This is a genomic window from Streptomyces sp. F001 (assembly GCF_004187715.1).
GTDB classification, from domain to species: domain Bacteria; phylum Actinomycetota; class Actinomycetes; order Streptomycetales; family Streptomycetaceae; genus Streptomyces; species Streptomyces flavusporus.
The window spans coordinates 1-20,132 of record NZ_QZWF01000007.1 but is presented as its reverse complement, the minus strand read 5'-3'; the positions used below and the strand labels follow the sequence as shown (position 1 = coordinate 20,132).

Annotated in this window: 18 protein-coding genes; 10 read left to right on the top strand and 8 right to left on the bottom strand. The window is 71.3% G+C overall.

The window, feature by feature from the left end; all coding sequences use genetic code 11:
• Nucleotides 1-108 precede the first annotated feature (108 nt).
• A complete protein-coding gene (gene serA / locus StrepF001_RS24720; RefSeq protein WP_129800423.1) occupies nt 109-1,698 on the top strand; it encodes a phosphoglycerate dehydrogenase in 1,590 nt (529 codons plus the stop codon).
• A 63-nt stretch (nt 1,699-1,761) separates the two neighbouring features.
• Here serA and StrepF001_RS24715 read toward each other — a convergent pair whose 3' ends face one another.
• The gene (locus StrepF001_RS24715; protein ID WP_129800422.1) at nt 1,762-3,312 is read right to left on the bottom strand and encodes an MFS transporter; all 1,551 of its coding nucleotides are present in this window, start codon (nt 3,310-3,312) and stop codon (nt 1,762-1,764) included.
• A 96-nt stretch (nt 3,313-3,408) separates the two neighbouring features.
• Here StrepF001_RS24715 and StrepF001_RS24710 point away from each other — a divergent pair, with 96 nt between their 5' ends.
• Entirely contained in the window at nt 3,409-3,993 is a 585-nt protein-coding gene (locus tag StrepF001_RS24710) for a TetR/AcrR family transcriptional regulator (RefSeq protein ID WP_129800421.1), read from the top strand.
• Here the strand turns inward: StrepF001_RS24710 and StrepF001_RS24705 are convergent.
• The 5 genes from StrepF001_RS24705 to StrepF001_RS24685 all read right to left on the bottom strand — a co-directional run bounded on the left by StrepF001_RS24705 (nt 3,980) and on the right by StrepF001_RS24685 (nt 10,151).
• On the bottom strand, nt 3,980-4,657 hold the full coding sequence (locus StrepF001_RS24705) for a dipeptide/oligopeptide/nickel ABC transporter ATP-binding protein (protein ID WP_129800420.1): 678 nt from the start codon (nt 4,655-4,657) through the stop codon (nt 3,980-3,982). The two genes, StrepF001_RS24710 and StrepF001_RS24705, sit on opposite strands and share 14 nt — an antisense overlap.
• Nucleotides 4,654-5,619 carry an ABC transporter ATP-binding protein gene (locus tag StrepF001_RS24700; RefSeq protein WP_129800419.1) on the bottom strand — a complete coding sequence of 322 codons (966 nt, stop codon included), beginning with the start codon at nt 5,617-5,619 and terminating at the stop codon, nt 4,654-4,656. The genes StrepF001_RS24705 and StrepF001_RS24700 overlap by 4 nt, the downstream gene beginning before the upstream one ends.
• Nucleotides 5,609-7,351, bottom strand: coding sequence for an ABC transporter permease subunit (locus StrepF001_RS24695; RefSeq protein ID WP_129800418.1), 1,743 nt, complete (start codon nt 7,349-7,351; stop codon nt 5,609-5,611). The genes StrepF001_RS24700 and StrepF001_RS24695 overlap by 11 nt, the downstream gene beginning before the upstream one ends.
• Nucleotides 7,348-8,838: an ABC transporter substrate-binding protein gene (locus StrepF001_RS24690; RefSeq protein ID WP_129800417.1), complete on the bottom strand. Its 1,491-nt coding sequence runs from the start codon at nt 8,836-8,838 to the stop codon at nt 7,348-7,350. The genes StrepF001_RS24695 and StrepF001_RS24690 overlap by 4 nt, the downstream gene beginning before the upstream one ends.
• Nucleotides 8,839-8,972: 134 nt before the next feature.
• Nucleotides 8,973-10,151, bottom strand: a complete 1,179-nt coding sequence (locus StrepF001_RS24685) for a helix-turn-helix domain-containing protein (protein ID WP_206306939.1) — start codon at nt 10,149-10,151, stop codon at nt 8,973-8,975.
• 164 nt (nt 10,152-10,315) lie between these two features.
• Between StrepF001_RS24685 and StrepF001_RS24680 the strand changes: the two genes are divergently transcribed.
• From StrepF001_RS24680 to StrepF001_RS24670, 3 genes are all read left to right on the top strand, one after another.
• Nucleotides 10,316-11,242 (top strand): proline dehydrogenase family protein, encoded by a 927-nt coding sequence (locus StrepF001_RS24680; RefSeq protein ID WP_129800415.1) that lies wholly within the window; start codon nt 10,316-10,318, stop codon nt 11,240-11,242.
• A gap of 38 nt (nt 11,243-11,280) precedes the next feature.
• Nucleotides 11,281-12,912 (top strand): L-glutamate gamma-semialdehyde dehydrogenase, encoded by a 1,632-nt coding sequence (gene pruA / locus StrepF001_RS24675; protein WP_129800414.1) that lies wholly within the window; start codon nt 11,281-11,283, stop codon nt 12,910-12,912.
• Between the two features lie 82 nt (nt 12,913-12,994).
• On the top strand, nt 12,995-13,849 hold the full coding sequence (locus StrepF001_RS24670; RefSeq protein ID WP_129800413.1) for an alpha/beta fold hydrolase: 855 nt from the start codon (nt 12,995-12,997) through the stop codon (nt 13,847-13,849).
• Here StrepF001_RS24670 and StrepF001_RS24665 read toward each other — a convergent pair.
• The gene (locus tag StrepF001_RS24665) at nt 13,844-14,380 is read right to left on the bottom strand and encodes a GNAT family N-acetyltransferase (RefSeq protein ID WP_129800412.1); all 537 of its coding nucleotides are present in this window, start codon (nt 14,378-14,380) and stop codon (nt 13,844-13,846) included. The two genes, StrepF001_RS24670 and StrepF001_RS24665, sit on opposite strands and share 6 nt — an antisense overlap.
• A 62-nt stretch (nt 14,381-14,442) precedes the next feature.
• On the opposite strand from StrepF001_RS24665, the gene StrepF001_RS24660 reads away from it, so the two are divergent.
• Together StrepF001_RS24660 and StrepF001_RS49600 are read left to right on the top strand one after the other, a co-directional pair.
• Nucleotides 14,443-14,967: a GNAT family N-acetyltransferase gene (locus StrepF001_RS24660; RefSeq protein ID WP_129800411.1), complete on the top strand. Its 525-nt coding sequence runs from the start codon at nt 14,443-14,445 to the stop codon at nt 14,965-14,967.
• 259 nt (nt 14,968-15,226) lie between these two features.
• Complete coding sequence (locus StrepF001_RS49600; protein WP_129800410.1) at nt 15,227-15,358, top strand: hypothetical protein; 132 nt, start codon at nt 15,227-15,229, stop codon at nt 15,356-15,358.
• A 53-nt stretch (nt 15,359-15,411) separates the two neighbouring features.
• On the opposite strand, the gene StrepF001_RS24650 is transcribed toward StrepF001_RS49600, so the two are convergent.
• Nucleotides 15,412-16,959 (bottom strand): metallophosphoesterase family protein, encoded by a 1,548-nt coding sequence (locus tag StrepF001_RS24650; RefSeq protein ID WP_129800409.1) that lies wholly within the window; start codon nt 16,957-16,959, stop codon nt 15,412-15,414.
• Between the two features lie 142 nt (nt 16,960-17,101).
• On the opposite strand from StrepF001_RS24650, the gene StrepF001_RS24645 reads away from it, so the two are divergent.
• The 3 genes from StrepF001_RS24645 to ureA form a co-directional block, all read left to right on the top strand.
• Entirely contained in the window at nt 17,102-18,145 is a 1,044-nt protein-coding gene (locus StrepF001_RS24645; RefSeq protein WP_129800408.1) for a 3-isopropylmalate dehydrogenase, read from the top strand.
• Nucleotides 18,146-18,430: 285 nt separating this feature from the next.
• Entirely contained in the window at nt 18,431-19,519 is a 1,089-nt protein-coding gene (locus tag StrepF001_RS24640; protein WP_129800407.1) for a branched-chain amino acid aminotransferase, read from the top strand.
• A 299-nt stretch (nt 19,520-19,818) separates the two neighbouring features.
• The coding region (ureA, locus tag StrepF001_RS24635; RefSeq protein WP_129800406.1) for an urease subunit gamma at nt 19,819-20,132 on the top strand (314 nt) is incomplete at its 3' end.

The window sequence follows — 20,132 nt, the reverse complement described above, 5'->3', positions numbered from 1 at the left end:
CATACGCGTCAGGCCCACAGCGTCGTGCGTCTTCCACGCGGCAAGCCCCTCCTCCGCCTGCGGCCGTCGGGACGGCCGTCCGCACGCATTGGACTTGTGAGGACTCACGTGAGCTCGAAACCCGTCGTACTCATCGCTGAAGAGCTGTCGCCCGCGACCGTCGACGCGCTCGGCCCCGACTTCGAGATCCGGCACTGCAACGGCGCGGACCGCGCCGAGTTGCTGCCGGCCATCGCCGAGGTCGACGCGATCCTGATCCGCTCGGCCACCAAGGTGGACGCCGAGGCGATCGCTGCCGCGAACAAGCTCAAGGTCGTCGCACGAGCCGGCGTCGGCCTCGACAACGTGGACGTCTCCGCCGCCACCAAGGCCGGCGTGATGGTCGTCAACGCCCCCACCTCGAACATCGTGACCGCCGCCGAGCTGGCCTGCGGTCTCATCCTCGCCACCGCCCGCAACATCCCGCAGGCCAACGCCGCGCTGAAGAACGGCGAGTGGAAGCGCAGCAAGTACACCGGCGTCGAGCTGGCCGAGAAGACCCTCGGTGTCGTCGGCCTCGGCCGCATCGGCGCGCTCGTCGCGCAGCGCATGTCGGCGTTCGGCATGAAGGTCGTCGCCTACGACCCCTACGTACAGCCCGCGCGGGCCGCGCAGATGGGCGTCAAGGTGCTGTCGCTGGACGAGCTGCTCGAGGTCTCCGACTTCATCACCGTCCACCTGCCGAAGACCCCCGAGACGCTGGGTCTGATCGGCGCGGAGGCGCTGCGCAAGGTCAAGCCGAGCGTGCGGATCGTCAACGCCGCGCGCGGCGGCATCGTCGACGAGGAGGCCCTGTACTCCGCCCTCAAGGAGGGCCGGGTCGCTGGCGCCGGTCTCGACGTGTACGCCAAGGAGCCGTGCACGGACTCGCCGCTGTTCGAGTTCGACCAGGTCGTGGCCACCCCGCACCTGGGTGCGTCCACCGACGAGGCGCAGGAGAAGGCCGGTATCGCGGTCGCCAGGTCGGTGCGCCTCGCGCTCGCCGGTGAGCTGGTCCCGGACGCGGTCAACGTCCAGGGCGGTGTCATCGCCGAGGACGTCAAGCCGGGCCTGCCGCTTGCCGAGCGCCTCGGCCGGATCTTCACCGCGCTCGCCGGTGAGGTCGCCGTCCGTCTGGACGTCGAGGTGTACGGCGAGATCACCCAGCACGATGTGAAGGTGCTGGAGCTGTCCGCGCTCAAGGGCGTCTTCGAGGACGTCGTCGACGAGACCGTCTCGTACGTCAACGCCCCGCTGTTCGCCCAGGAGCGCGGCGTCGAGGTGCGGCTGACCACCAGCTCGGAGTCGCCGGACCACCGCAACGTCGTCACCGTGCGCGGCACGCTCGGCGACGGCGAGGAGGTGTCGGTGTCCGGCACGCTCGCCGGGCCGAAGCACCTGCAGAAGATCGTCGCGGTCGGCGACTACGACGTCGACCTCGCGCTCGCCGACCACATGGCCGTCCTGCGGTACGAGGACCGTCCCGGCGTGGTCGGCACGGTCGGCCGCATCCTCGGCGAGGCGGGCATCAACATCGCCGGTATGCAGGTCGCTCGCGCGGCAGCGGGCGGCGAGGCGTTGGCGGTGCTGACCGTGGATGACGCGGTGTCGTCCGGCGTTCTGGCCGAGGTCGCGGCGGAGATCGGCGCCACGTCGGCTCGTGCCGTGAACCTCGTCTGACGTTGCCGACTCTGGGGGCTGTCGCCCCCAGACCCCCGCTTCGGCCCTGAACGGGCCTCGTCCTCAAACGCCGGACGGGCTGAGTTGGTCAGCCTGTCCGGCGTTTTCGTGTGTCCGCACCTGGCGCAGCGTGACCGCCGCCAGCCCCGCCGCCCCCGCCAGCAGCAGCGCCCCCGCGATCGCCGCCCCCTGCATCCCGCTGGTGAACGCCTCTCGCGCGACCGCAGCCAGTCCCGGGACCTGATCGGCGATCGCCAACGCGCCCCCCAGTGTCTCGTGAGCCGCGTCCGGTGCCGACGCGGGGATCTCGTGCTGGTAGATCGCCGTACCGATGGAGCCGAGGACCGCCATGCCGAGCGCTCCGCCGAACTCGGCGCCGGTCTCCATCAAGGAGGACGCGGCGCCCGCGCGCTCCACCGGGGCGGTGCCCATCGCGAGGTCCATGATCTGGGACATCACCGTGACGCTCCCGACGGCGAGGACTCCGCACGCGACCAGCACGAGCACCATCGAGTCCGTACCGGCGAGGGCCAGCAGCCCGAAACCGGACGCGGCGATCACAAAGCCCGCGGTGACGACGTGGGCGCGGTTGACGCCCTTCTGTACCAGCTGGGTGCCGATCGGCGCCGCCGCCCCGATCGGCACCGACGGCAGCAGCGCCCACAAGGCCGCCTCCAGTGCACTCTTGTCGAGCACGGACTGGATGTACTGCGTGGTGAAGTAGGCCGAACCCATCACCCCGAACGCGGACAGGAGGTTGAGGCCCACCGAGGGTGCGAAGCCGCGTCCGCGGAACAGGGCCGGGGAGATCATCGGTGCCGCGGCCGTGCGCTGGCGGTGGACGAAGAGGGCCGCGAACAGCAGGCCGACGGTGATCGCGACGACGTAGCGGACGTTCCAGCCGTTCGACGGGATCTCCTTCAGGCCGTAGATCACGGGGAGCACGGCGGCCATCGACAGCGGCACACTCAGCCAGTCGAAACGGCCGGACGAAGGGTTCTTCGACTCGGGGAGCAGTGCCGGGCCCAGGGCCAGCAGCAGCGCCATCGCGGGCAGGTTGACCAGGAAGACCGAGCCCCACCAGAAGTACTCGACCAGCACCCCGCTCATCACCGAGCCGAGCGCGATCCCGGCCGTCATCACGCCGGACCACATGCCGATCGCCTTCGCGCGTTGCGCGGGGTCGGTGAACATCGTGCGGGTCATGGCCATCGTTGCCGGCATCAGGGTCGCGCCGCCGATGCCGAGGACCGCACGGGCCGCGATCAGCATCTCGGCGCTGTTCGCATACGCGGCCACCAGCGAGGCGGTGCCGAAGGCGGCGGCGCCGATCAGCAACAGCCGACGGTGGCCGATGCGGTCACCGAGCGAGCCCATCGTCATCAGCAGCCCGGCCAGAACGAACGCGTAGATGTCGAAGATCCACAGCTGCTGGGTGCCGCTCGGCTCCAGGTCCGCGCTGATCGCCGGGATCGCGAAGTACAGGACCGAGACGTCCATGGAGACCAGCAGCAGCGGCAGCATCAGCACGCCGAGTGCGGTCCATTCGCGGCGGCCGGCGCGGGCGGGCGGGGGCTGGGGAGTGGGCGTGGTGCTCGTCCGGTTCGTTGTCATGGCAGGGACTGTACGCACGTCTTAAACGCTTGTATATGACGAATGTATAAATCGCTTGTCTAGGACGACCGTATGGACCGGGGTAGGGTCGTCGACATGGGACACCGTGAGGATCTGCTCGAGGGCGCCAAGCGCTGCCTGCTGCAGAAGGGGTTCGCGCGGACGACGGCGCGGGACATCGTCAAGGAGTCGGGGACCAACCTGGCCTCGATCGGCTACCACTACGGCTCGAAGGACGCGCTGCTGGCGCAGGCGTACGTTTCGCTGGTCGAGGAGATGGGTGACGCCTTCGAGGGTGACGGGACCGCCGGGATCACGTCCGAGCCCGGCTCGGTCGAACGGTTCCAGGAGGTGTGGTCGAACATCATCGGGACCATGCGGGGTCCGGAATCGATGTGGCGCCTCAGCGTGGAGGTGATCACCATGGGCGACCAGCTGCCCGAGGTGCGCGACCATCTGTCGCGTGCCCAGCTGGAGGCCGGGCGCGGCATCATCCCGCTGCTCATGGGCGGACGGGAGGAGGATGTCCGGGACGAGACCGTGGACACCCTCGGCAAGTTCTATCTGACCTTGATGACCGGACTCATCGCCCAGTGGACCTTCGACCCCAAGACCGCGCCGAGCGCGAAGCAGCTCACCGAAGGCCTCCGCCAGGTCATCGAGGCCGCTACCCGGAAATGACGCGCCCCTCGCGTATCTCGATCACCCGGTCCGCGAAGTGCCGTACGACCGCCTGGTCGTGGCAGATGAACAGGTAGCCGAGACCGAGGTCGTCCTGGAGGTCGGCGAGCAGGTTCAGCACACCGGCGCGGACGGACGGGTCCAGGGCGGAGACCGGCTCGTCGAGGACCAGCAGGCGTGGCTCGGAGGCCAGGGCGCGGGCGATGCCGGCGCGCTGGCACTGGCCGCCGGAGAGCTCGTGCGGGTGCCGGTCGCCGTACGACGGGTCGAGGCCGACGCGGTCGAGGAGTTCGGCGACCCGGGCGGGACCGTCGGTGGCGGTCCAGCGGCCCTGGACCTTCAGCGGTTCGGCCACGGCGTCGCGGATGCGGTGGCGCGGGCTCAACGACCCGTACGGGTCCTGGAAGACAGGCTGCATGCGTGGGCGCAGCGGGCGCAGCTCGCGTTCGGTCAGCGACGTCAACTCCCGTCCCTCGAAACCGACTTCGCCGGAGTCCGGGCGGCGCAGCTGGAGTACGGCCATGGCCGTGGAGGACTTGCCGCAGCCGGAGGGGCCGTTCAGGGCGAGGGTCTCGCCCGCGTCCAGGGTGAAGGAGACACCGTCCACGGCCGTGAAATCGCCGTAGCGGACCACGAGTTCGCGGACCTCGAGCAGAGGGCTCATGCGGGCTGCTTCTCCTGGAACAGGTCGATCGCGGGGTGCGGGACGTCGTCCGCGCGGTGGCAGGCCACCAGCCGGTCGTGAAGCGGGCGGGGCTCCGGCTCCTCGTGCCGGCAGCGGTCGGCGGCCAGCGGGCAGCGCGGGGCGAACGCGCAGCCCGCCGGGAGCGCGCCCGGTGCGGGCGGGGTGCCGGGGAGCGCGGGCAGGCGGCGCAGGCCGCGCGCGTTCTGCGGGAGCGAGGCCAGCAGGCCCGCCGTGTACGGGGCCCGGGGACGGGACAGCACATCCTGCACCCGGCCGGCTTCCACCGCGCGTCCCGCGTACATCACCAGCACCCGGTTCGCGTGGTCCCGTACGACGTCCATGTCGTGCGTGACCAGGACGAGCGCGGCGCCGACCGCCTCGCGCCGCTCGCCGAGCACCCGCAGCACCTGCTCCTGGCGCTCCGCGTCCAGCGCGCTGGTCGGTTCGTCGGCGACCACGACATCGGGCTCGTTGATCGTCGCCATCGCGATGACCGCCCGCTGCCGCATGCCGCCGGAGTACTCGTGCGGATACGCCCGTGCCGTGCGGGCGGCGTCCGGGATGCCCACCCGGTCCAGCGCGGCGACCGCCCGGGCCCGGGCCTGTCTGCGGGAGACGCGCTGCACCGACCGTACGGCGGCGGCGAGTTGGTCGCCCACGGGGTGCACGGGGGAGAGCGCGGACAGGGCGTCCTGCGGGACCAGGGCGATACGGCGGCCACGCTCCGTCGAGAGGTCCGGTCGTATCGTCCCGCCGACGCTCGCGCCTCGCGGCACCATTCCCAGCAGCGCCCGGGCGGTCAGGGACTTGCCCGCGCCGGACTCGCCGACCACGGCGAGCACTTCGCGGGGGCGGACGTCGAAGGACAGGCCGCGTACGGCCTCGACACCGTCGAAGACGATCCGCAGATCGCGCACCGAGAGCAGCACGTCAGACGGCAACGGGCACCTTCTTCAGGGCAGGGGCGGCTTTCCGCACGCGGCTGCGCCCGCTCGTGTACGCCGCTCCCGACACCGCCAGCGCCGCCAGCAGTGCCAGCGCGACGGCCGGGGCGAGGGCGGCCCACGGGGCGCGTTCCAGGTAGGCGCGGGACTCGTCGAGCAGCAGGCCCCACTCGGGGGCGGGCGGCTGGGCGCCCAGGCCCAGAAAACCCAGGGAGGCCAGCGCGAGGGCGATACCGGGCAGCCGCAGCAGCGCGTGCCGGGCGACGGGCCCGGCGACGGACGGAAGCACATGCCGGGTGAGGATCCACCACGGCGTTGCGCCGATGGCCCGCCCGGCGGTCAGGAACGCCGACGCCCGCACCTCCTGCACCAGCGCCGCCGCGTGGGCGGCCAGCGGTGGCCAGGAGATCAGGGCGACCGCGAGGGCCGCACCGCCGGTGCCGGGTCCGGCGGCCGCAGCGACCAGGATGCCGACGATGACCGGGGGCAGGGCGTTGGCGATGTCGGCGGCGCCGGCCGCGATGCCGGGGAGGAAGCCGAGGGCCAGACCCACCAGCAGCGACAGCAGGCACACGGCGGCTGCCGTGCCGACGGTCGAGGCGGCGCCGTGTCCGAGCCGGGCGAGGACGTCGCGGCCCAGACCGTCGGTGCCGAGGGGGTGGGTCGGCGAGGGTGCGGCGAGGCGGGCAGCGGTGTTGACGGCGTACGGATCGCGCAGCAGGCCCCAGCCGATGGTCACGGCGAGGACTGTGAACAGCGTCAACGGGATCGCCGGGTGGGTACGGCCCGGTCGGGCCGGGGGTAGTGCGAGCCCGGCGTCACGCAGGGCCGGCCCCAGCAGCCGGCGCCGTACGAGAGCGGCGACCGCCCCCGTGACCAGCCCGAGCAGCAGCAGCGCCAGGACCGAGCCCTGAAGCAGCGGCAGATCCTGCGACTTGGCCGCGCCGAGTGCGGTACGGCCGATGCCGGGCACCGCGAACACCGTCTCCACCGCGACCGCGCCGCCGGTCAGCCCGACGGCCGCCATCCCGAACTGCGGTACCAGCGGCGGCAGTACGCGCCGCAGCGCCGCCCCCGAGATCCGCGCACGGCTGACCCCCGCACCCCGCCACAGCTCCACCCACCGCTCGTCGAGCACGGCGGGCAGTGCGTCGGCCACCAGCCGGCCGAGCAGGCCGCCCGCCGGGACGCCGAGCGCGATCGCGGGCAGGACCATGTTCTCCGGTCCCTGCCAGCCGGACGTCGGCAGCCACCCCAGCCACACCCCGCACACCAGCAGCGCGACGGTGGCCAGCAGGAACTCCGGCACGGCGGCCAGCATCGCGGCGAAGGCGCCGGCCGACCCCCGGCCGCGTACCAGCACCGGCGCCACCAGCGCGGCGGCCAGCAGCACGGCCACCGCGAGCGCCACGCCCATCAGGGCCAGCGACACCTGGAGCCCGGCCGTGACCGACGGCAGGACGTCCGTGCCCGACACCCAGGAGGTGCCGAGGTCACCGCGCAGCAGGCCGCCGGCCCACTTCCCCAGCAGGGAGAGGGGACCGGCGTCCAGACCGAGGTCCCGCCGTACGGCGTCCAGGGCCTCCTCGGTCGGCTCCTGCTCGGCGGAGCGGGCACGCAGGACGGTCAGCGCGGGGTCGCGGCCGGAGAGCCAGGGGAGCAGGCCGACGGCGGCGACGACCGCGACGAGACACAGGGCGCGGGTGAACCCCGCGACGGTGGGCTTCATTTGACGTACGTGTCCGCCGTGACCAGCTCCCGCTCACGCGGGTCGTGCGCGGCGTCGACGACCCCGGCGGCATCGCCCTGGATCACGCGCTCGTGCAGCATCGGGATCGCCGCGTCGGTGCCGAGCACGGCGGCCTCGGCCTCGATGACGGCCTTGCGGCGTGCGTCGCCGACGGCGGCCTCGCCCGCCTTCTTCAGCGCCTTGTCCACGGAGGAGTCGGCGAGCTGGGAGATGTTGAAGGAGCCGTCGGAGGCGAAGTCGCTGTAGAGGTACGCGGCCGGGTCGCCGGAGTCGAGGACCGTCGCCCGGGACAGGAGGAACGCGTCGAACTCGCCCGCGAGCGCGTCGGACTCGATGTTGGCGTACTCGCGGACGTCCAGCTTCACCTTGAACCCGGCCTTCTGGAGCTGCTGTTGCAGCGCCGCCGCGACCTCGGGCAGCTCGGCGCGGTCGGTGAAGGTGCCGATGGTGATGGTCTCGCCGTCGGCCTTCCCGACCTTGGCCCGCTCGACACTGGTCCGCAGGTCGGCCGCCCACGGCAGCGCCGGGCCGAGCAGCCCTTCGGCCACGTCGGCGCGCCCCTCGTACACGCCCTTCACGATCGACTCCGCGTCGATCGCCTCGCGGGCGGCGGCACGCAGCGAGGCGTCCTTGAAGACGCCCTTCTCGGTGTTGAGGTACAGGGTGTTGGTGCGCGGCATCGGGACCTCCGCAATCAGGTCCTGGTCGAGCACCGCGGCCTGCGAGACGGGTATCGCCTCGACGATGTCGGCCTCCCCGCTGCGCAGGGCCGCCGCGCGGGCGGTGCCGTCCGGTACGAACTTCACGTCGATGCCGGGGGCCTTGGCCTTGCCGCCCCAGTAGTCGTCGTAGCGGTCGAGGGCGGCGGAGGAGGTGCCGTTGACCTTGGTCAGCTCGAACGGGCCGGTCCCGGCGCCGACCGGGTCGACCGTCTTTTCCTTGTAGGCCTTCGCCGCGAGGATCGACAGCTGGGGGGAGCTGAGCCGCTGCGGGACGAGGGGGTCTGCGGTGGCCGTGGTGACGGTGACCTTGTTCTCCCCGTCGGCCTTCGCAGTCAGCTCGACGCCGTCGAGGATGCGCGGCTTGGGGGAGGCGGTGGCCGCCTCGGTGAGGGAGTTGACGACGGCCTGGGCGGTGAGATCGGTGCCGTCGTGGAAGGTGACGCCGTCGCGGATGGTGAAGGTCCAGGTCTTGCCCGACTGCTTCCACTCGGTGGCCAGGGCGGGCAGCGCGTCGCCGTTCGCGTCCAGCTTGACCAGCGTCTCGGCGGTGGACCAACGCGACAGCTTGAACGCGTCGTCGGAGAGCGGCGAGAGGCCCGAGCGCGGCGGCTGCATATGAGCGACGCGGATGCGCATGCCCTCGGCGGTGCCCGAGCCGGAACCGGTGGACGCGAAGCAGCCGGTGAGCAGGGTGGAGGCCGCGGTGACCGCAGTGAGGGACAGGAAGCGGGCGGGGAGGCGCACGAGAACACTCCGGGTAAGCGCAAGGGCAAAGGTTGAGCGTTCGACGACCGTAGCACGATGACAATCGTTTTCAAATATTGTGGATCACGCTCGTCGGGCACGCTTCGGTCGGCGGAGCCGTGTGTTTCCGTGGGTCAGAGCCGAGCGCCTTTGAGTGCCATGTGCAGCAGCAGCCGGTCCTCGCCGTCGTCCAGGTCCAGGCCGGTCAACTGCTCGACCCGGGACAGGCGGTAGTACAGCGTCTGACGGTGGACGCCCAGCTCGGCGGCCGTGCGGCCGGCCTGGCCCGCGCGGTCGAGAAAGACCTCGGCGGTGCGGGCCAGTTCGCGGTGGGCCGGGGCGAGCAGCGGGGCCACCGCGGGGTCGTGGGCCGCGTCCGGGGGGAGCGTGGTCAGCACGCGGTACGGGCCGATGCCGGACCACTCGGCCACCGGGCCCAGACGGGGCTCGGCCAGCGCGGCGCGGGCCGCGGCCGAGGCCTGCTGCCAGGCGGTGCCCAGCTCGGCGAGGCCGGTGAGCGGCTCACCGACGCCGGCCCGCGCCCCCTCCCGCAGCAGCCGGGACGCCGCCGTCAGCGCCGGCGAGCGGACGTCCGTCGAGCGCAGCCGCACCAGCACCGCCAGGCTCTGCCCCGTCGTACCCCACGGCACCGTGCACAGGGCCGTCGTGTGCGGCACCGCACGGGCCGACGGCGCGTGGTCCGGGTCGGCCGACGGCCAGGGAGCGACGCACACCAGGGCGTGGAGGCCCTCACCGCGCGGGCCCAGAGCCGTCCGCAACGCCGCCACCGCCATGTCGCGCTGCCAGCCGCGCTCCGTTGTGAGGGCCGTACGGAACTCCCGGGTCAGATCCGCCCCGGCCTGCGCCTCGTCCGCGAGCAGTGCCCCGATCCGGCCGGTCACCTCCATGGCGGCGGCCAGCTGTGCGTCGGTGGGCCCCGGCTCGCTGTCGAGCAGCCAGACGTAGCCCAGCACCACACCGCGATGGCGTACCGGCAGACAGATCCGCCCCCGGTACACCCCGGCCTCCGGGGTGGGCGGGATACGGACCGGTCCCGTGGCCCGGGTGATGCCGAAGCCCTCGAACCACGTCCGGACGGCCGCCGTGGAGCGCCGGGTCAGGATCGAGCGGGCGCGCACAGGGTCCAGGGCCGACGCGTCGAGGTCGCCCTCGCTGTCGTAGGCGCCGAAGGCGATCAGCTCGAAGTCGCGGTTCTCCAGCGTCGCGGGGGCGCCCAGGAGCTCGGAGATCTCGTCGACCAGCTCCTGGTAGTCACTCTCGTAACCCGACGTCACCCGGGCATTCTGCCGCATTTCCCGGCAGCCTTCATACATCTGTCTGAGATCTGTGGCACGGATGCGTGACAGCTGTCGATGGCCGACGATCGGAGGGATCCTTAGGTTTCACGGTGGTTCTCCGTGCCGTACCCGAATGGTCGGGTATCGGCCTTGTGTTGGTTGTTTCCAGGAGGTGCCCCGTGCTGGGTCCCGTGATTCTCGCCGCGTCGCGCAGCGACCGGATGCGACGCCTGATCTCGGCGGCCCCGGTGACGAAACAGGTCGTCGACCGTTTCATCCCCGGCGAGACGGTGGACGACATCGTCCCGATCGTTCAGGACCTCAGCGCCCAGGGCCTCGAGCTGACCATGGACGTCGTCGGCGAGGACATCACCACCCGCGAACAGGCCGCCGCCGCACGCGACGCCTACCTGGAGCTGGTCGACCGGCTCAAGCCGCTGGAGCTCGGCGAGAAGGTCGAGATGTCGGTGAAGCTGTCGATGTTCGGCCAGGCGCTGGACGGCGGGCACGAGCTCGCGCTCGCCAACGTCCGCCCGGTCGTCGAGGCCGCCGCCGAGATCGGCACCACGGTCACCCTGGACGCGGAGGACCACACCACCCTCGACTCGATGTTCGCCATCCACGAGGAGCTGCGCAGGGACTTCCCGCAGACCGGCTGCGTCATCCAGGCCTACCTCTTCCGCACCGAGGCCGACGCCCGCCGCCTCGCCGCGAACGGCAGCCGGGTCCGCCTCGTCAAGGGCGCCTACAAGGAGCCCGCCGAGGTCGCCTACCAGCAGAAGCACGAGATCGACAAGGCGTACGTCCGTGTCCTGCGGACACTGATGGAGGGGGAGGGGTACCCGATGATCGGGTCCCACGACCCGCGCCTCATCTCCATCGCCCAGGAGCTCGCCCGGCGCGCCGGGCGCAAGCTCGACGAGTACGAGTTCCAGATGCTGTACGGCATCCGCAGCGAGGAGCACCTGCGGCTGGCCGCCGAGGGACACCGCATGCGGGTCTACACGGCGTACGGCACCGACTGGTACGGCTACTTCATGCGGCGCCTGGCGGAGAAGCCGGCGAACCTGCGCTTCTTCGCCCGCTCGCTGGTCACCAAGGGCTGACACCCGCACACACCGCTCAGTAAGGAGTTACGGAACCCATGGACGCTGTGACCCAGGTCCCCACCCCCGTCAACGAGCCGGTGCACGGCTACGCGCCCGGCTCGCCCGAGCGTGCCCGGCTGGAGGTCAAGCTCAAGGAGCTGGCCGAGAACCCGATCGATCTGCCGATGACCATCGGCGGTGAGAAGCGGATGGGCGGCGGTGAGGCCTTCCAGGTCGTCCAGCCGCACAACCACAAGGCCGTGCTCGGCACGTACCGCAACGCCACCCAGCAGGACGCGCAGGACGCCATCGACGCGGCCCTCGCCGCCGCGCCGGCCTGGCGTGCGATGTCCTTCGACGACCGCGCCGCGATCATCCTGCGCGCGGCCGAGCTGCTGGCCGGCCCGTGGCGCGAGACGCTGGCCGCCTCCACCATGCTGGGCCAGTCCAAGACCGCCCAGCAGGCCGAGATCGACACTCCCTGCGAGCTGATCGACTTCTGGCGCTTCAATGTCGCCTACGCCCGTCAGATCCTGGCCGAGCAGCCCCCGGCCAACTCGCCGGGCGTGTGGAACCGGCTCGACCACCGCCCGCTGGAGGGTTTCGTCTACGCGATCACGCCGTTCAACTTCTCGGCGATCGCGGGCAACCTGCCGACGGCCCCGGCTCTCATGGGCAACGTCGTCGTCTGGAAGCCGTCCCCGACCCAGACCCACGCCGCCGTGCTGCTGATGCAGCTGCTGGAGGAGGCCGGTCTGCCCAAGGGTGTGATCAACCTCGTCACCGGCGACGGCATCGAGGTCTCCAAGGTCGCGCTCGAGCACCGCGACCTCGCCGGCATCCACTTCACCGGCTCGACCAAGACCTTCCAGTACCTGTGGAAGACGGTCGGCGCCAACATCGAGAAGTACCGTTCCTACCCGCGCATCGTCGGCGAGACCGGCGGCAAGGACTTCCTGGTCGCCCACCCGTCGGCCGACCGCGCGGTCCTGAAGACGGCGCTCACCCGCGGTTCCTTCGAGTACCAGGGCCAGAAGTGCTCGGCCACCTCCCGGGCGTACATCCCGGCGTCGATCTGGAACTCCGGCTTCAAGGAGGAGTTCGCCGCCGAGGTCGACTACCTCACCATGGGTGATGTCACCGACCTCTCCAACTTCATGGGCGCCGTCATCGACGAGCGCGCCTTCGCCAAGAACAAGGCCGCGATCGACCGCGCCAAGTCGGACCAGGCCTGCACGATCGTCGCGGGCGGCTCCTACGACGACTCGGTCGGCTACTTCGTCCGCCCGACGGTCATCGAGTGCACCGACCCGGAGAACGAGGTCTTCACCACCGAGTACTTCGGCCCGATCCTCGCCGTGCACGTCTACGAGGACGACAAGTACGAGGAGATGCTGACCCAGATGGAGTCGGTGTCCGACTACGCGCTGACCGGTTCGGTCATCGCGGGCGACCGCGCGGCGGCGGCGTACACGATGGACAAGCTCCGCTACGCGGCCGGCAACTTCTACATCAACGACAAGTCGACCGGCGCCGTCGTCGGCCAGCAGCCCTTCGGCGGCGGCCGCGCGTCCGGCACCAACGACAAGGCCGGCGCACCGCAGAACCTGATGCGCTGGACCCTGACCCGCGCCATCAAGGAGACGCTGGTCCCGCCGACCGACTACACCTACCCGCACATGGGCTGACACCCACGCGGCACCGTGAACTCCGCCCCCGCTCCGGAACCCCCCTCCGGAACGGGGGCGGTTTCCATGCAGACTGGCATCCATGACGCGGACGCGGACGGTCACCACCGACGACGGCGTACGGCTGTGGGCGAGCCGCTCGGGCACGGGCACCCCGCTGGTGCTGTGCCACGGCGGACCCGGCCTGTGGGACATGTTCGAGGACGTGGCGGAGCTGCTGGCGGACCTGGCCACGCTGCACCGCTGGGACCAGCGCGGCTGCGGGCGCTCGCAGCGGTGCGCGGGCCCGTGGACGACCGACCGCTTCGTGGCGGATCTGGACGCCGTACGAGGCCACTTCGGCCTGCGGCGCATGGCCCTGCTCGGCCACTCCTGGGGCGCACAACTGGCGCTCAGCTATGCCCTCGCCCACCCGGAGCGGGTCAGCGCGCTGGTGTACGTCGCCGGCACGGGCATCGGCCCGGACGCCGACTGGCACCCGCAGTACAAGGTGAACTTCCTCGCCCGGCTCGGTGAGCACCCCGAACGGCTCGCCCGATGGCGCGAGTTGACGGACCGCCCGCAACCGACCGACGCGGAGGGCCGGGAACGGGCGGTGCTGCAGTGGTCCGCGGAGTTCGTGGACCGCGCGAGGGCGCTGGAACACGCCGGGCGCCTGGCCGACCCCTGGTTCGGTGTCAACACCGACTGCAACAAAGCCCTCAACGCCGAACGCAGACGCACAGGGGGCACCGCGCAGCTGTCCGTCGCCTGCCGGGAGCTCGACCTGCCCGTCCTCATCCTCGACGGCGCCCACGACATCCGCCCACGCTCGGCCGTGGACTCCCTGGAGCGGGCCCTGCCACGGGTGCGCCGGGTGGTACTGCCGGACGCCGGGCATCTGCCGTGGACGGAGGATCCGCAGGGTTTCCGGGGAGCGGTGGCGGACGTGCTATGAACGGGCCGCCTGACGGCGGTACACCACGCAGCGCCGGAGCGGGCCCTCAGGGACATCCGGGTCGTCGAAGTCGTCGGCCGGATCGTGGGTCATGCCGAGGCGGCGCATCACGGCCTGGGAGCGGAGGTTGGTGGCCGTGGTGACGGCGAGGATCTCCGGCAGGGCGAGCTGCTCGAAACCGAAGTCCAGTACCGCGCGGGCCGCCTCCGTGGCGTAGCCGTGGCCCCAGGCCGGGCGGGCCAGCCGCCAGCCGGCCTCCACGCCGGTGAAGGGCTGGCCGTCCTCCACGGGGTCCAGGCCGGTGAAACCGATGAACTCCCCGGTGTCCAGGACCTCGACCGCCCAGAAGCCCCAGCCCCGGCGCTCCAGGGCGGCCTGGAAGCGGGCCGCGGCCGCGTCGGTCCGCCCCTTGGTGAGGACATCGGGGAAGTACCGGCGGACCTCGGGGTCGGCGTTCATCGCGGCCCAAGGGGCCAGATCGGACTCGCGCCAGTCGCGGAGCAGCAGCCGGTCCGTGCGTAGTTCGGGCATCGCGCCAAGGTAATGGGAGTGGGGCGGGGTGAGGTACCGGATTTCGCGGTGATACTGGCCCGGTGATCGCCCACACCGCCGACCTCACCCCCGCCGACCTCCGTGCCGCCCGCGCCCTTCTCGACGCCGCCTTCGACGGTGACTTCACCGACGAGGACTGGGAGCACGGCCTCGGCGGCATGCACGCCCTCGTCCACGACGACGCCGGCCTCGCCGCGCACGGCGCGGTGATCATGCGGCGCGTACGGCACCGGGACCGGTGGCTGCGGGTCGGGTACGTGGAGAACGTCGGCGTACGGCCCGATGTCCGCCGCACCGGCCTGGGCAGTCAGGTGATGGCCGCGCTGGAGCGGGTCGTCGACGGTGCCTACGACTTCGGTGCGCTCTCGGCGAGCGACGAGGGCGCCCGGCTCTACGAGGCCCGCGGCTGGCAGGTCTGGGGCGGGCGGATCTGCGCGCTCGGCCCGGCCGGTGTCGTCCACCTCCCCGAGGAGGAGGGGAGCACGTACGTACGCCCGGCGCTCACGGCCCCGCTCGACCCCGCGCACGAGCTGCTGTTCGACTGGCGGGACGGTGACGTGCTCTGACCACGAAGGGCGGGAAAGCCCAGCTCACGGCCGTGTGACGTACTCCACCGTCTCAGATAGTAGGAAGCCCAAGTAATTGTGGAGACAGACGCTCCGTCCTCGCTTAGCTTTGTAGGAGCCGAACGTCTCGCTCGATCCAGCGAATGGCGGTCGTGAGCCGGGCCCCGTGCAGGCAACCCCTGCGGCACCGCTCCCCGCCCCACCCGGCGTCTCGTAGACCCCTGCCGCACTCCAGGATTCTCGAAGGAGTCGATTTCCCATGGCCGAGACGACCGTCCGCCGCCGAGTCCGCCACGCCTCCCGCATGAGCGAGTCCGACCGCAAGAACGCCGCCGCAGCCCTCCAGCGCGCCCTCGACCGCCGCGACAACGGCGGCGAGACCGGCCACTGAAGGACCGGCCCCACAGACCGGGAGCCGCACCCGCCGGGGTGCGGCGCGGACCGCTACCCTCCGCGCCGCACCTCGAAATAGTCGATGCGCTCACCGCTCGACGCGAGCGCCGACACTTTCAGCTTCGGAGCCGTACCCGCCTCCGCCTCCACGGAGAGGAACGAGAAGCCCCGGTACCGCACCCGCGACCACTCCACCGTCTCCGTCTTCGCGCGCCGCGACCTGGTCCACTGGAAGGTGGTCACGGAGTCCTCGTCGGCGACCTGACCCTCGTAACTCTCCTGCACGCCCGTCGGAAAGCCGTACAGGTCCTTGCCGCCGCCGCCCGCCGTGACGTACACGATCCCGTCCCGCCTCGGATCCGTCGACGCGCCGATCGGCACCGGCTTGCCCACCCGGCCGTCCCTGACCGCGTCGGTCCGCTCGTAGACGTGGTTGTGCCCGTTGATCACCAGATCCACCTCGTGCCGGGTGAACAGCGGCACCCACTCCGCGCGCACCCCTCCGTCGGAGGCGTGCGAGGACGTGGAGTACGCACAGTGGTGGAAGAAGACGACCACGAAGTCCACGGCCTTGCGCAGCTCGCCGAGCTTCCTGTCCAGCCACTCGGTCTGCCGGCCGTCCGTGTGGCCCAGGTTGGCGGGGATCTCGTACGACACGTCGTTCGCATCCAGCGCCACGACACCGACGTTGCCGTAGGTGAACGCGTACACGCCCGGCGCCCTGCGCGGGTCGAAGCCGTTGTCCGGCAGGGAGAAACGGGCGAGTTGGCCGCCGTAGCCGTCGGGGGAGTACCAGGCCTCCATGTCGTGGTTGCCGGTCGTCACCATCCACGGCACCGACTTCGCCACCGGCTCGGTCTGCTTCATGAACAGGTCCCAGTGTGTGGGGTCGTACGCGTCCGAGTCCCTGCCCCGGCCGGTGGGGTTGGCGTAGCAGATGTCGCCGGCGTGGAGGTGGAAGGCGGGCTTCTGGCGCAGGAGCAGCTTGTCGTTGAGGGCCGCGGCCTCGCCGACGCCCTGGTCGCCGAAGGCGGTGAAGACGAACGACCGCGCCTTCGCCGGTGCCGTGCGGAACGAGCCGATGGTGGAACGGTGTTCGGGCGAGGCCGGGTCGAAACCGTCGTGACCGACGCCGTAGTAGTACGTCGTGCCGGGCAGGAGGGAGTCCAGGGCGGCGTGCACGTAGTACTGCTCGACCGCCGCGCGCACGCCCTGCACCTCAGGCGTGTGCAGGTCGCGTATCTCGGCCTCGATCCTGCGGCCCAGGTCGTCGGGGCGGACACCGATCCGGACGTACGGCCTGCGCACCGCGGCGGGCACCTGCCAGGAGATCCGCATCCGGGTCTTCGGGTCGGCGCCGAACGCGAGATGGCGGCCGAAGGGGGCGACGGCGGCACCCGGTGCGCGAGAGGCGGTCGGGCTCGGCGTCGTCCGCGTCGACCCCGACCCCGAGCAGCCGGTCAGCAGTCCGCCCGCCACCGCGCCCGCCGTCACCAGGGTGCGGCGCCGGACGACCTTGGTGTGCAGGTACTCGTACTGCTCCGCCATGCTCATCCGGCGGGCGAGCTGTGGCGGAATGCCGACATCAGGGGTCTCCATGCGGGTGAACTTCCCAGCACACCCCAACACCCGTCATACGTACGGGTGAACGGGCGGCGACACGATGATGCCGTCGCCTGTCGGAGTGTCCGTATCGCGGACGCCCTGTGTCATCCCATGGGACGAGGAGTACGGTACCCGTATGTCTCGCAGCATCAATCTCGCAGTGATCCCCGGTGACGGCATCGGCCAGGAGGTCGTGGCCGAAGGCCTGAAGGTCCTCTCCGCCGTCCTCCCGCAGGATGTGAAGCTGGAGACCAAGGAGTACGACTTCGGCGCCCAGCGCTACCACGCCACCGGTGAGACCCTCACCGACGCCGACCTCGACGACCTCAGGAAGCACGACGCCATCCTGCTGGGCGCGATCGGCGACCCGAGCGTCCCCTCCGGCGTCCTGGAGCGCGGCTTCCTGCTCAAGCTCCGCTTCGCCTTCGACCACCACGTCAACCTGCGTCCGTCGAAGCTGCTCCCCGGCGTCGCCACCCCGCTCGCCGGCCAGCCGGAGATCGACTTCGTCGTGGTCCGCGAGGGCACCGAGGGCCCGTACACCGGCAACGGCGGCACCATCCGCAAGGGCACCCCGCACGAGGTCGCCACCGAGGTGTCCGTCAACACGGCCTACGGCGTCGAGCGCGTCGTCCGTGACGCCTTCGCGCGCGCCCAGGCCCGCCCCCGCAAGAAGCTCACGCTGGTCCACAAGAACAACGTGCTCACCTTCGCGGGCCACCTGTGGACGAACATCTTCAACAAGGTGGCCGAGGAGTACCCCGAGGTCACCACCGAGTACATCCACGTCGACGCGGCCACCATCTACCTGGTCACCCAGCCCGAGCGCTTCGACGTGATCGTCACCGACAACCTCTTCGGCGACATCATCACCGACCTCGCCGCGGCCGTCTCCGGCGGCATCGGCGTCGCCGCAAGCGGGAACATCAACCCGTCCGGCGAGTTCCCCTCGATGTTCGAGCCCGTGCACGGCTCGGCGCCCGACATCGCCGGCCAGGGCAAGGCCGACCCCACCGCCACGGTCCTGTCCGTCGCCCTGCTGCTGCGCCACCTCGGCCACGAGTCCGAGGCGACCCGGATCGAGGACGCGGTCTCCGCCGACCTCGCGGAGCGCGTCGGCAAGCCGGCCCGCAGCACCTCCGAGATCGGCGACGCGCTCGCCGTACGAGTAGCCGGCTGACCCGCGCCACTCGAAATCTCGCAGCAGATCACCGCAGATCACCGCAGATCTTTCGAAGGCCGCCGGGTCGCAATCCGCACCCGGCGGCTTTTCTCTGTCCCGGCCGGGTGCGACCATCAACCCCTGGGCCGCACTTCACGCCGTTTTTCGTCCACGGCAACCCGCGCGCGATAATCGAACGCGGAGCCGCGGAATGAGGGAATGCTCGGACGTCCTAGCACTGGCCACTGGCAGTACGGGGCGTGAGCGCGGCCCGTCACTACAACCGGTGAAGGACAACCACTCATGACGACGCCCACGATCGAGCTCAAGCCCTCCGCCAACCCGCTCTCCGATGCGGAGCGCGAGGCGATCCTCGCCAGCCCCGGCTTCGGCCGCCACTTCACCGACCACATGGTCACCATCAAGTGGACCGAGGGCCGCGGCTGGCACGACGGACAGCTCGTCCCGTACGCGCCGATCTCCCTCGACCCCGCCACGACCGTCCTGCACTACGCGCAGGAGATCTTCGAGGGCCTCAAGGCCTACCGTCGGCCCGACGGCTCGGTCGCCACCTTCCGCCCGGACCAGAACGCCCTGCGCTTCCAGCGCTCCGCCCGCCGGCTCGCGATGCCCGAGCTGCCGGTCGAGACGTTCATCGAGGCCTGTGACGTGCTGGTCCGGCAGGACAAGGCGTGGGTCCCGGCGCACGGCGGCGAGGAGTCCCTCTACCTGCGCCCGTTCATGATCGCCACCGAGGTCGGCCTCGGCGTGAAGCCCGCCAACGAGTACCTCTTCCTGGTCATCGCCTCCCCGGCCGGCGCCTACTTCCCCGGCGGCGTCAAGCCGGTCTCCATCTGGGTCTCCGAGGACCGGGTCCGCGCCGTCCCCGGCGGCATGGGCGACGCCAAGACCGGCGGCAACTACGCCGCGTCCCTCCTCGCCCAGGCCGAGGCCGCCGCCAAGGGCTGCGACCAGGTCTGCTACCTCGACGCGGTCGAGCACAAGTGGGTCGAGGAACTCGGCGGCATGAACCTGTACTTCGTGTACGGCGACCGCATCGTCACGCCGTCTCTGACGGGCTCCATCCTGGAGGGCGTCACCCGCGACAGCCTGCTCGCCGTCGCCCGTGACCTCGGCTACGAGGCCGAGGAGGGCCGCGTCTCCGTCGACCAGTGGCAGCGCGACGCCGAGAACGGCTCCCTCACCGAGGTCTTCGCCTGCGGCACGGCCGCCGTCATCACCCCGGTCGGCACGGTCAAGCGCGACGGCGCCGAGTGGCAGCACTCCGGGGGCGAGCCCGGCGAGGCCACGCTGCGGCTCCGCCAGGCGCTCCTCGACATCCAGCGGGGCACTGCCGTGGATCAGCACGGGTGGATGCATTTGCTTGGCTGACGGTGTGTTTCGCTCCCCGGCGTTTGGTCCGCACCCGGTGCGGGTGTGGGCCTCGCCGGGGGCTGCCGTCCCCAGGCCCCCGCTTCGGCCCTGAACGGGCCTCGTCCTCAAACTCCCCCAGAGGGGGCACCCCCAACGGGCTGTGTGATGCCGGCCTGCGTCCATGCGACACCCGTCAGGTTGTTTGAGCGGTGCTCAATTCTTGATGCTTCAAGCTGCCTATCAAGGGTTCCGGTTCCAGGAGTCAGTCGTTTAGAGTGCTGCTCTAAGTTGGGGAACGGCAAGGAGGTGCCCGCGTCATGAGACTGACCCCCACGGAGCGTGATCGGCTGCTGCTCTTCGGGGCCGCCGAGCTGGCCCGTGCTCGTCGTGCCCGGGGACTGCGGCTCAATGTGCCGGAGGCGACCGCGCTCATTGCGGACGCCGTGTGCGAGGCCGCCCGCGACGGGGCCCGGCTCGCCGAGGCCGTGGAGCGGGGCCGGTGCGTTCTCGGCCCTGACGATGTGCTGCCCGGCGTCGCGGACGTGGTCACCGAGGTGCACGTCGAGGCCGTCTTCGCCGACGGCTCGCGGCTTGCGGTCGTCTCCGACCCCATCGGGGGCGGGCTGGGGGA

What these genes read in the sequence shown, in the direction of transcription:
- StrepF001_RS24715 (WP_129800422.1), bottom strand. Translation starts at nt 3,312, where the DNA reads ATGACAACGAACCGGACGAGCACCACGCCCACTCCCCAGCCCCCGCCC.
- StrepF001_RS24710 (WP_129800421.1), top strand. Translation starts at nt 3,409, where the DNA reads ATGGGACACCGTGAGGATCTGCTCGAGGGCGCCAAGCGCTGCCTGCTG.
- StrepF001_RS24705 (WP_129800420.1), bottom strand. Translation starts at nt 4,657, where the DNA reads ATGAGCCCTCTGCTCGAGGTCCGCGAACTCGTGGTCCGCTACGGCGAT.
- StrepF001_RS24695 (WP_129800418.1), bottom strand. Translation starts at nt 7,351, where the DNA reads ATGAAGCCCACCGTCGCGGGGTTCACCCGCGCCCTGTGTCTCGTCGCG.
- StrepF001_RS24685 (WP_206306939.1), bottom strand. Translation starts at nt 10,151, where the DNA reads ATGCGGCAGAATGCCCGGGTGACGTCGGGTTACGAGAGTGACTACCAG.
- pruA (WP_129800414.1), top strand. Translation starts at nt 11,281, where the DNA reads ATGGACGCTGTGACCCAGGTCCCCACCCCCGTCAACGAGCCGGTGCAC.
- StrepF001_RS24670 (WP_129800413.1), top strand. Translation starts at nt 12,995, where the DNA reads ATGACGCGGACGCGGACGGTCACCACCGACGACGGCGTACGGCTGTGG.
- StrepF001_RS24665 (WP_129800412.1), bottom strand. Translation starts at nt 14,380, where the DNA reads ATGCCCGAACTACGCACGGACCGGCTGCTGCTCCGCGACTGGCGCGAG.
- StrepF001_RS49600 (WP_129800410.1), top strand. Translation starts at nt 15,227, where the DNA reads ATGGCCGAGACGACCGTCCGCCGCCGAGTCCGCCACGCCTCCCGCATG.
- StrepF001_RS24650 (WP_129800409.1), bottom strand. Translation starts at nt 16,959, where the DNA reads ATGGAGACCCCTGATGTCGGCATTCCGCCACAGCTCGCCCGCCGGATG.
- StrepF001_RS24645 (WP_129800408.1), top strand. Translation starts at nt 17,102, where the DNA reads ATGTCTCGCAGCATCAATCTCGCAGTGATCCCCGGTGACGGCATCGGC.
- StrepF001_RS24640 (WP_129800407.1), top strand. Translation starts at nt 18,431, where the DNA reads ATGACGACGCCCACGATCGAGCTCAAGCCCTCCGCCAACCCGCTCTCC.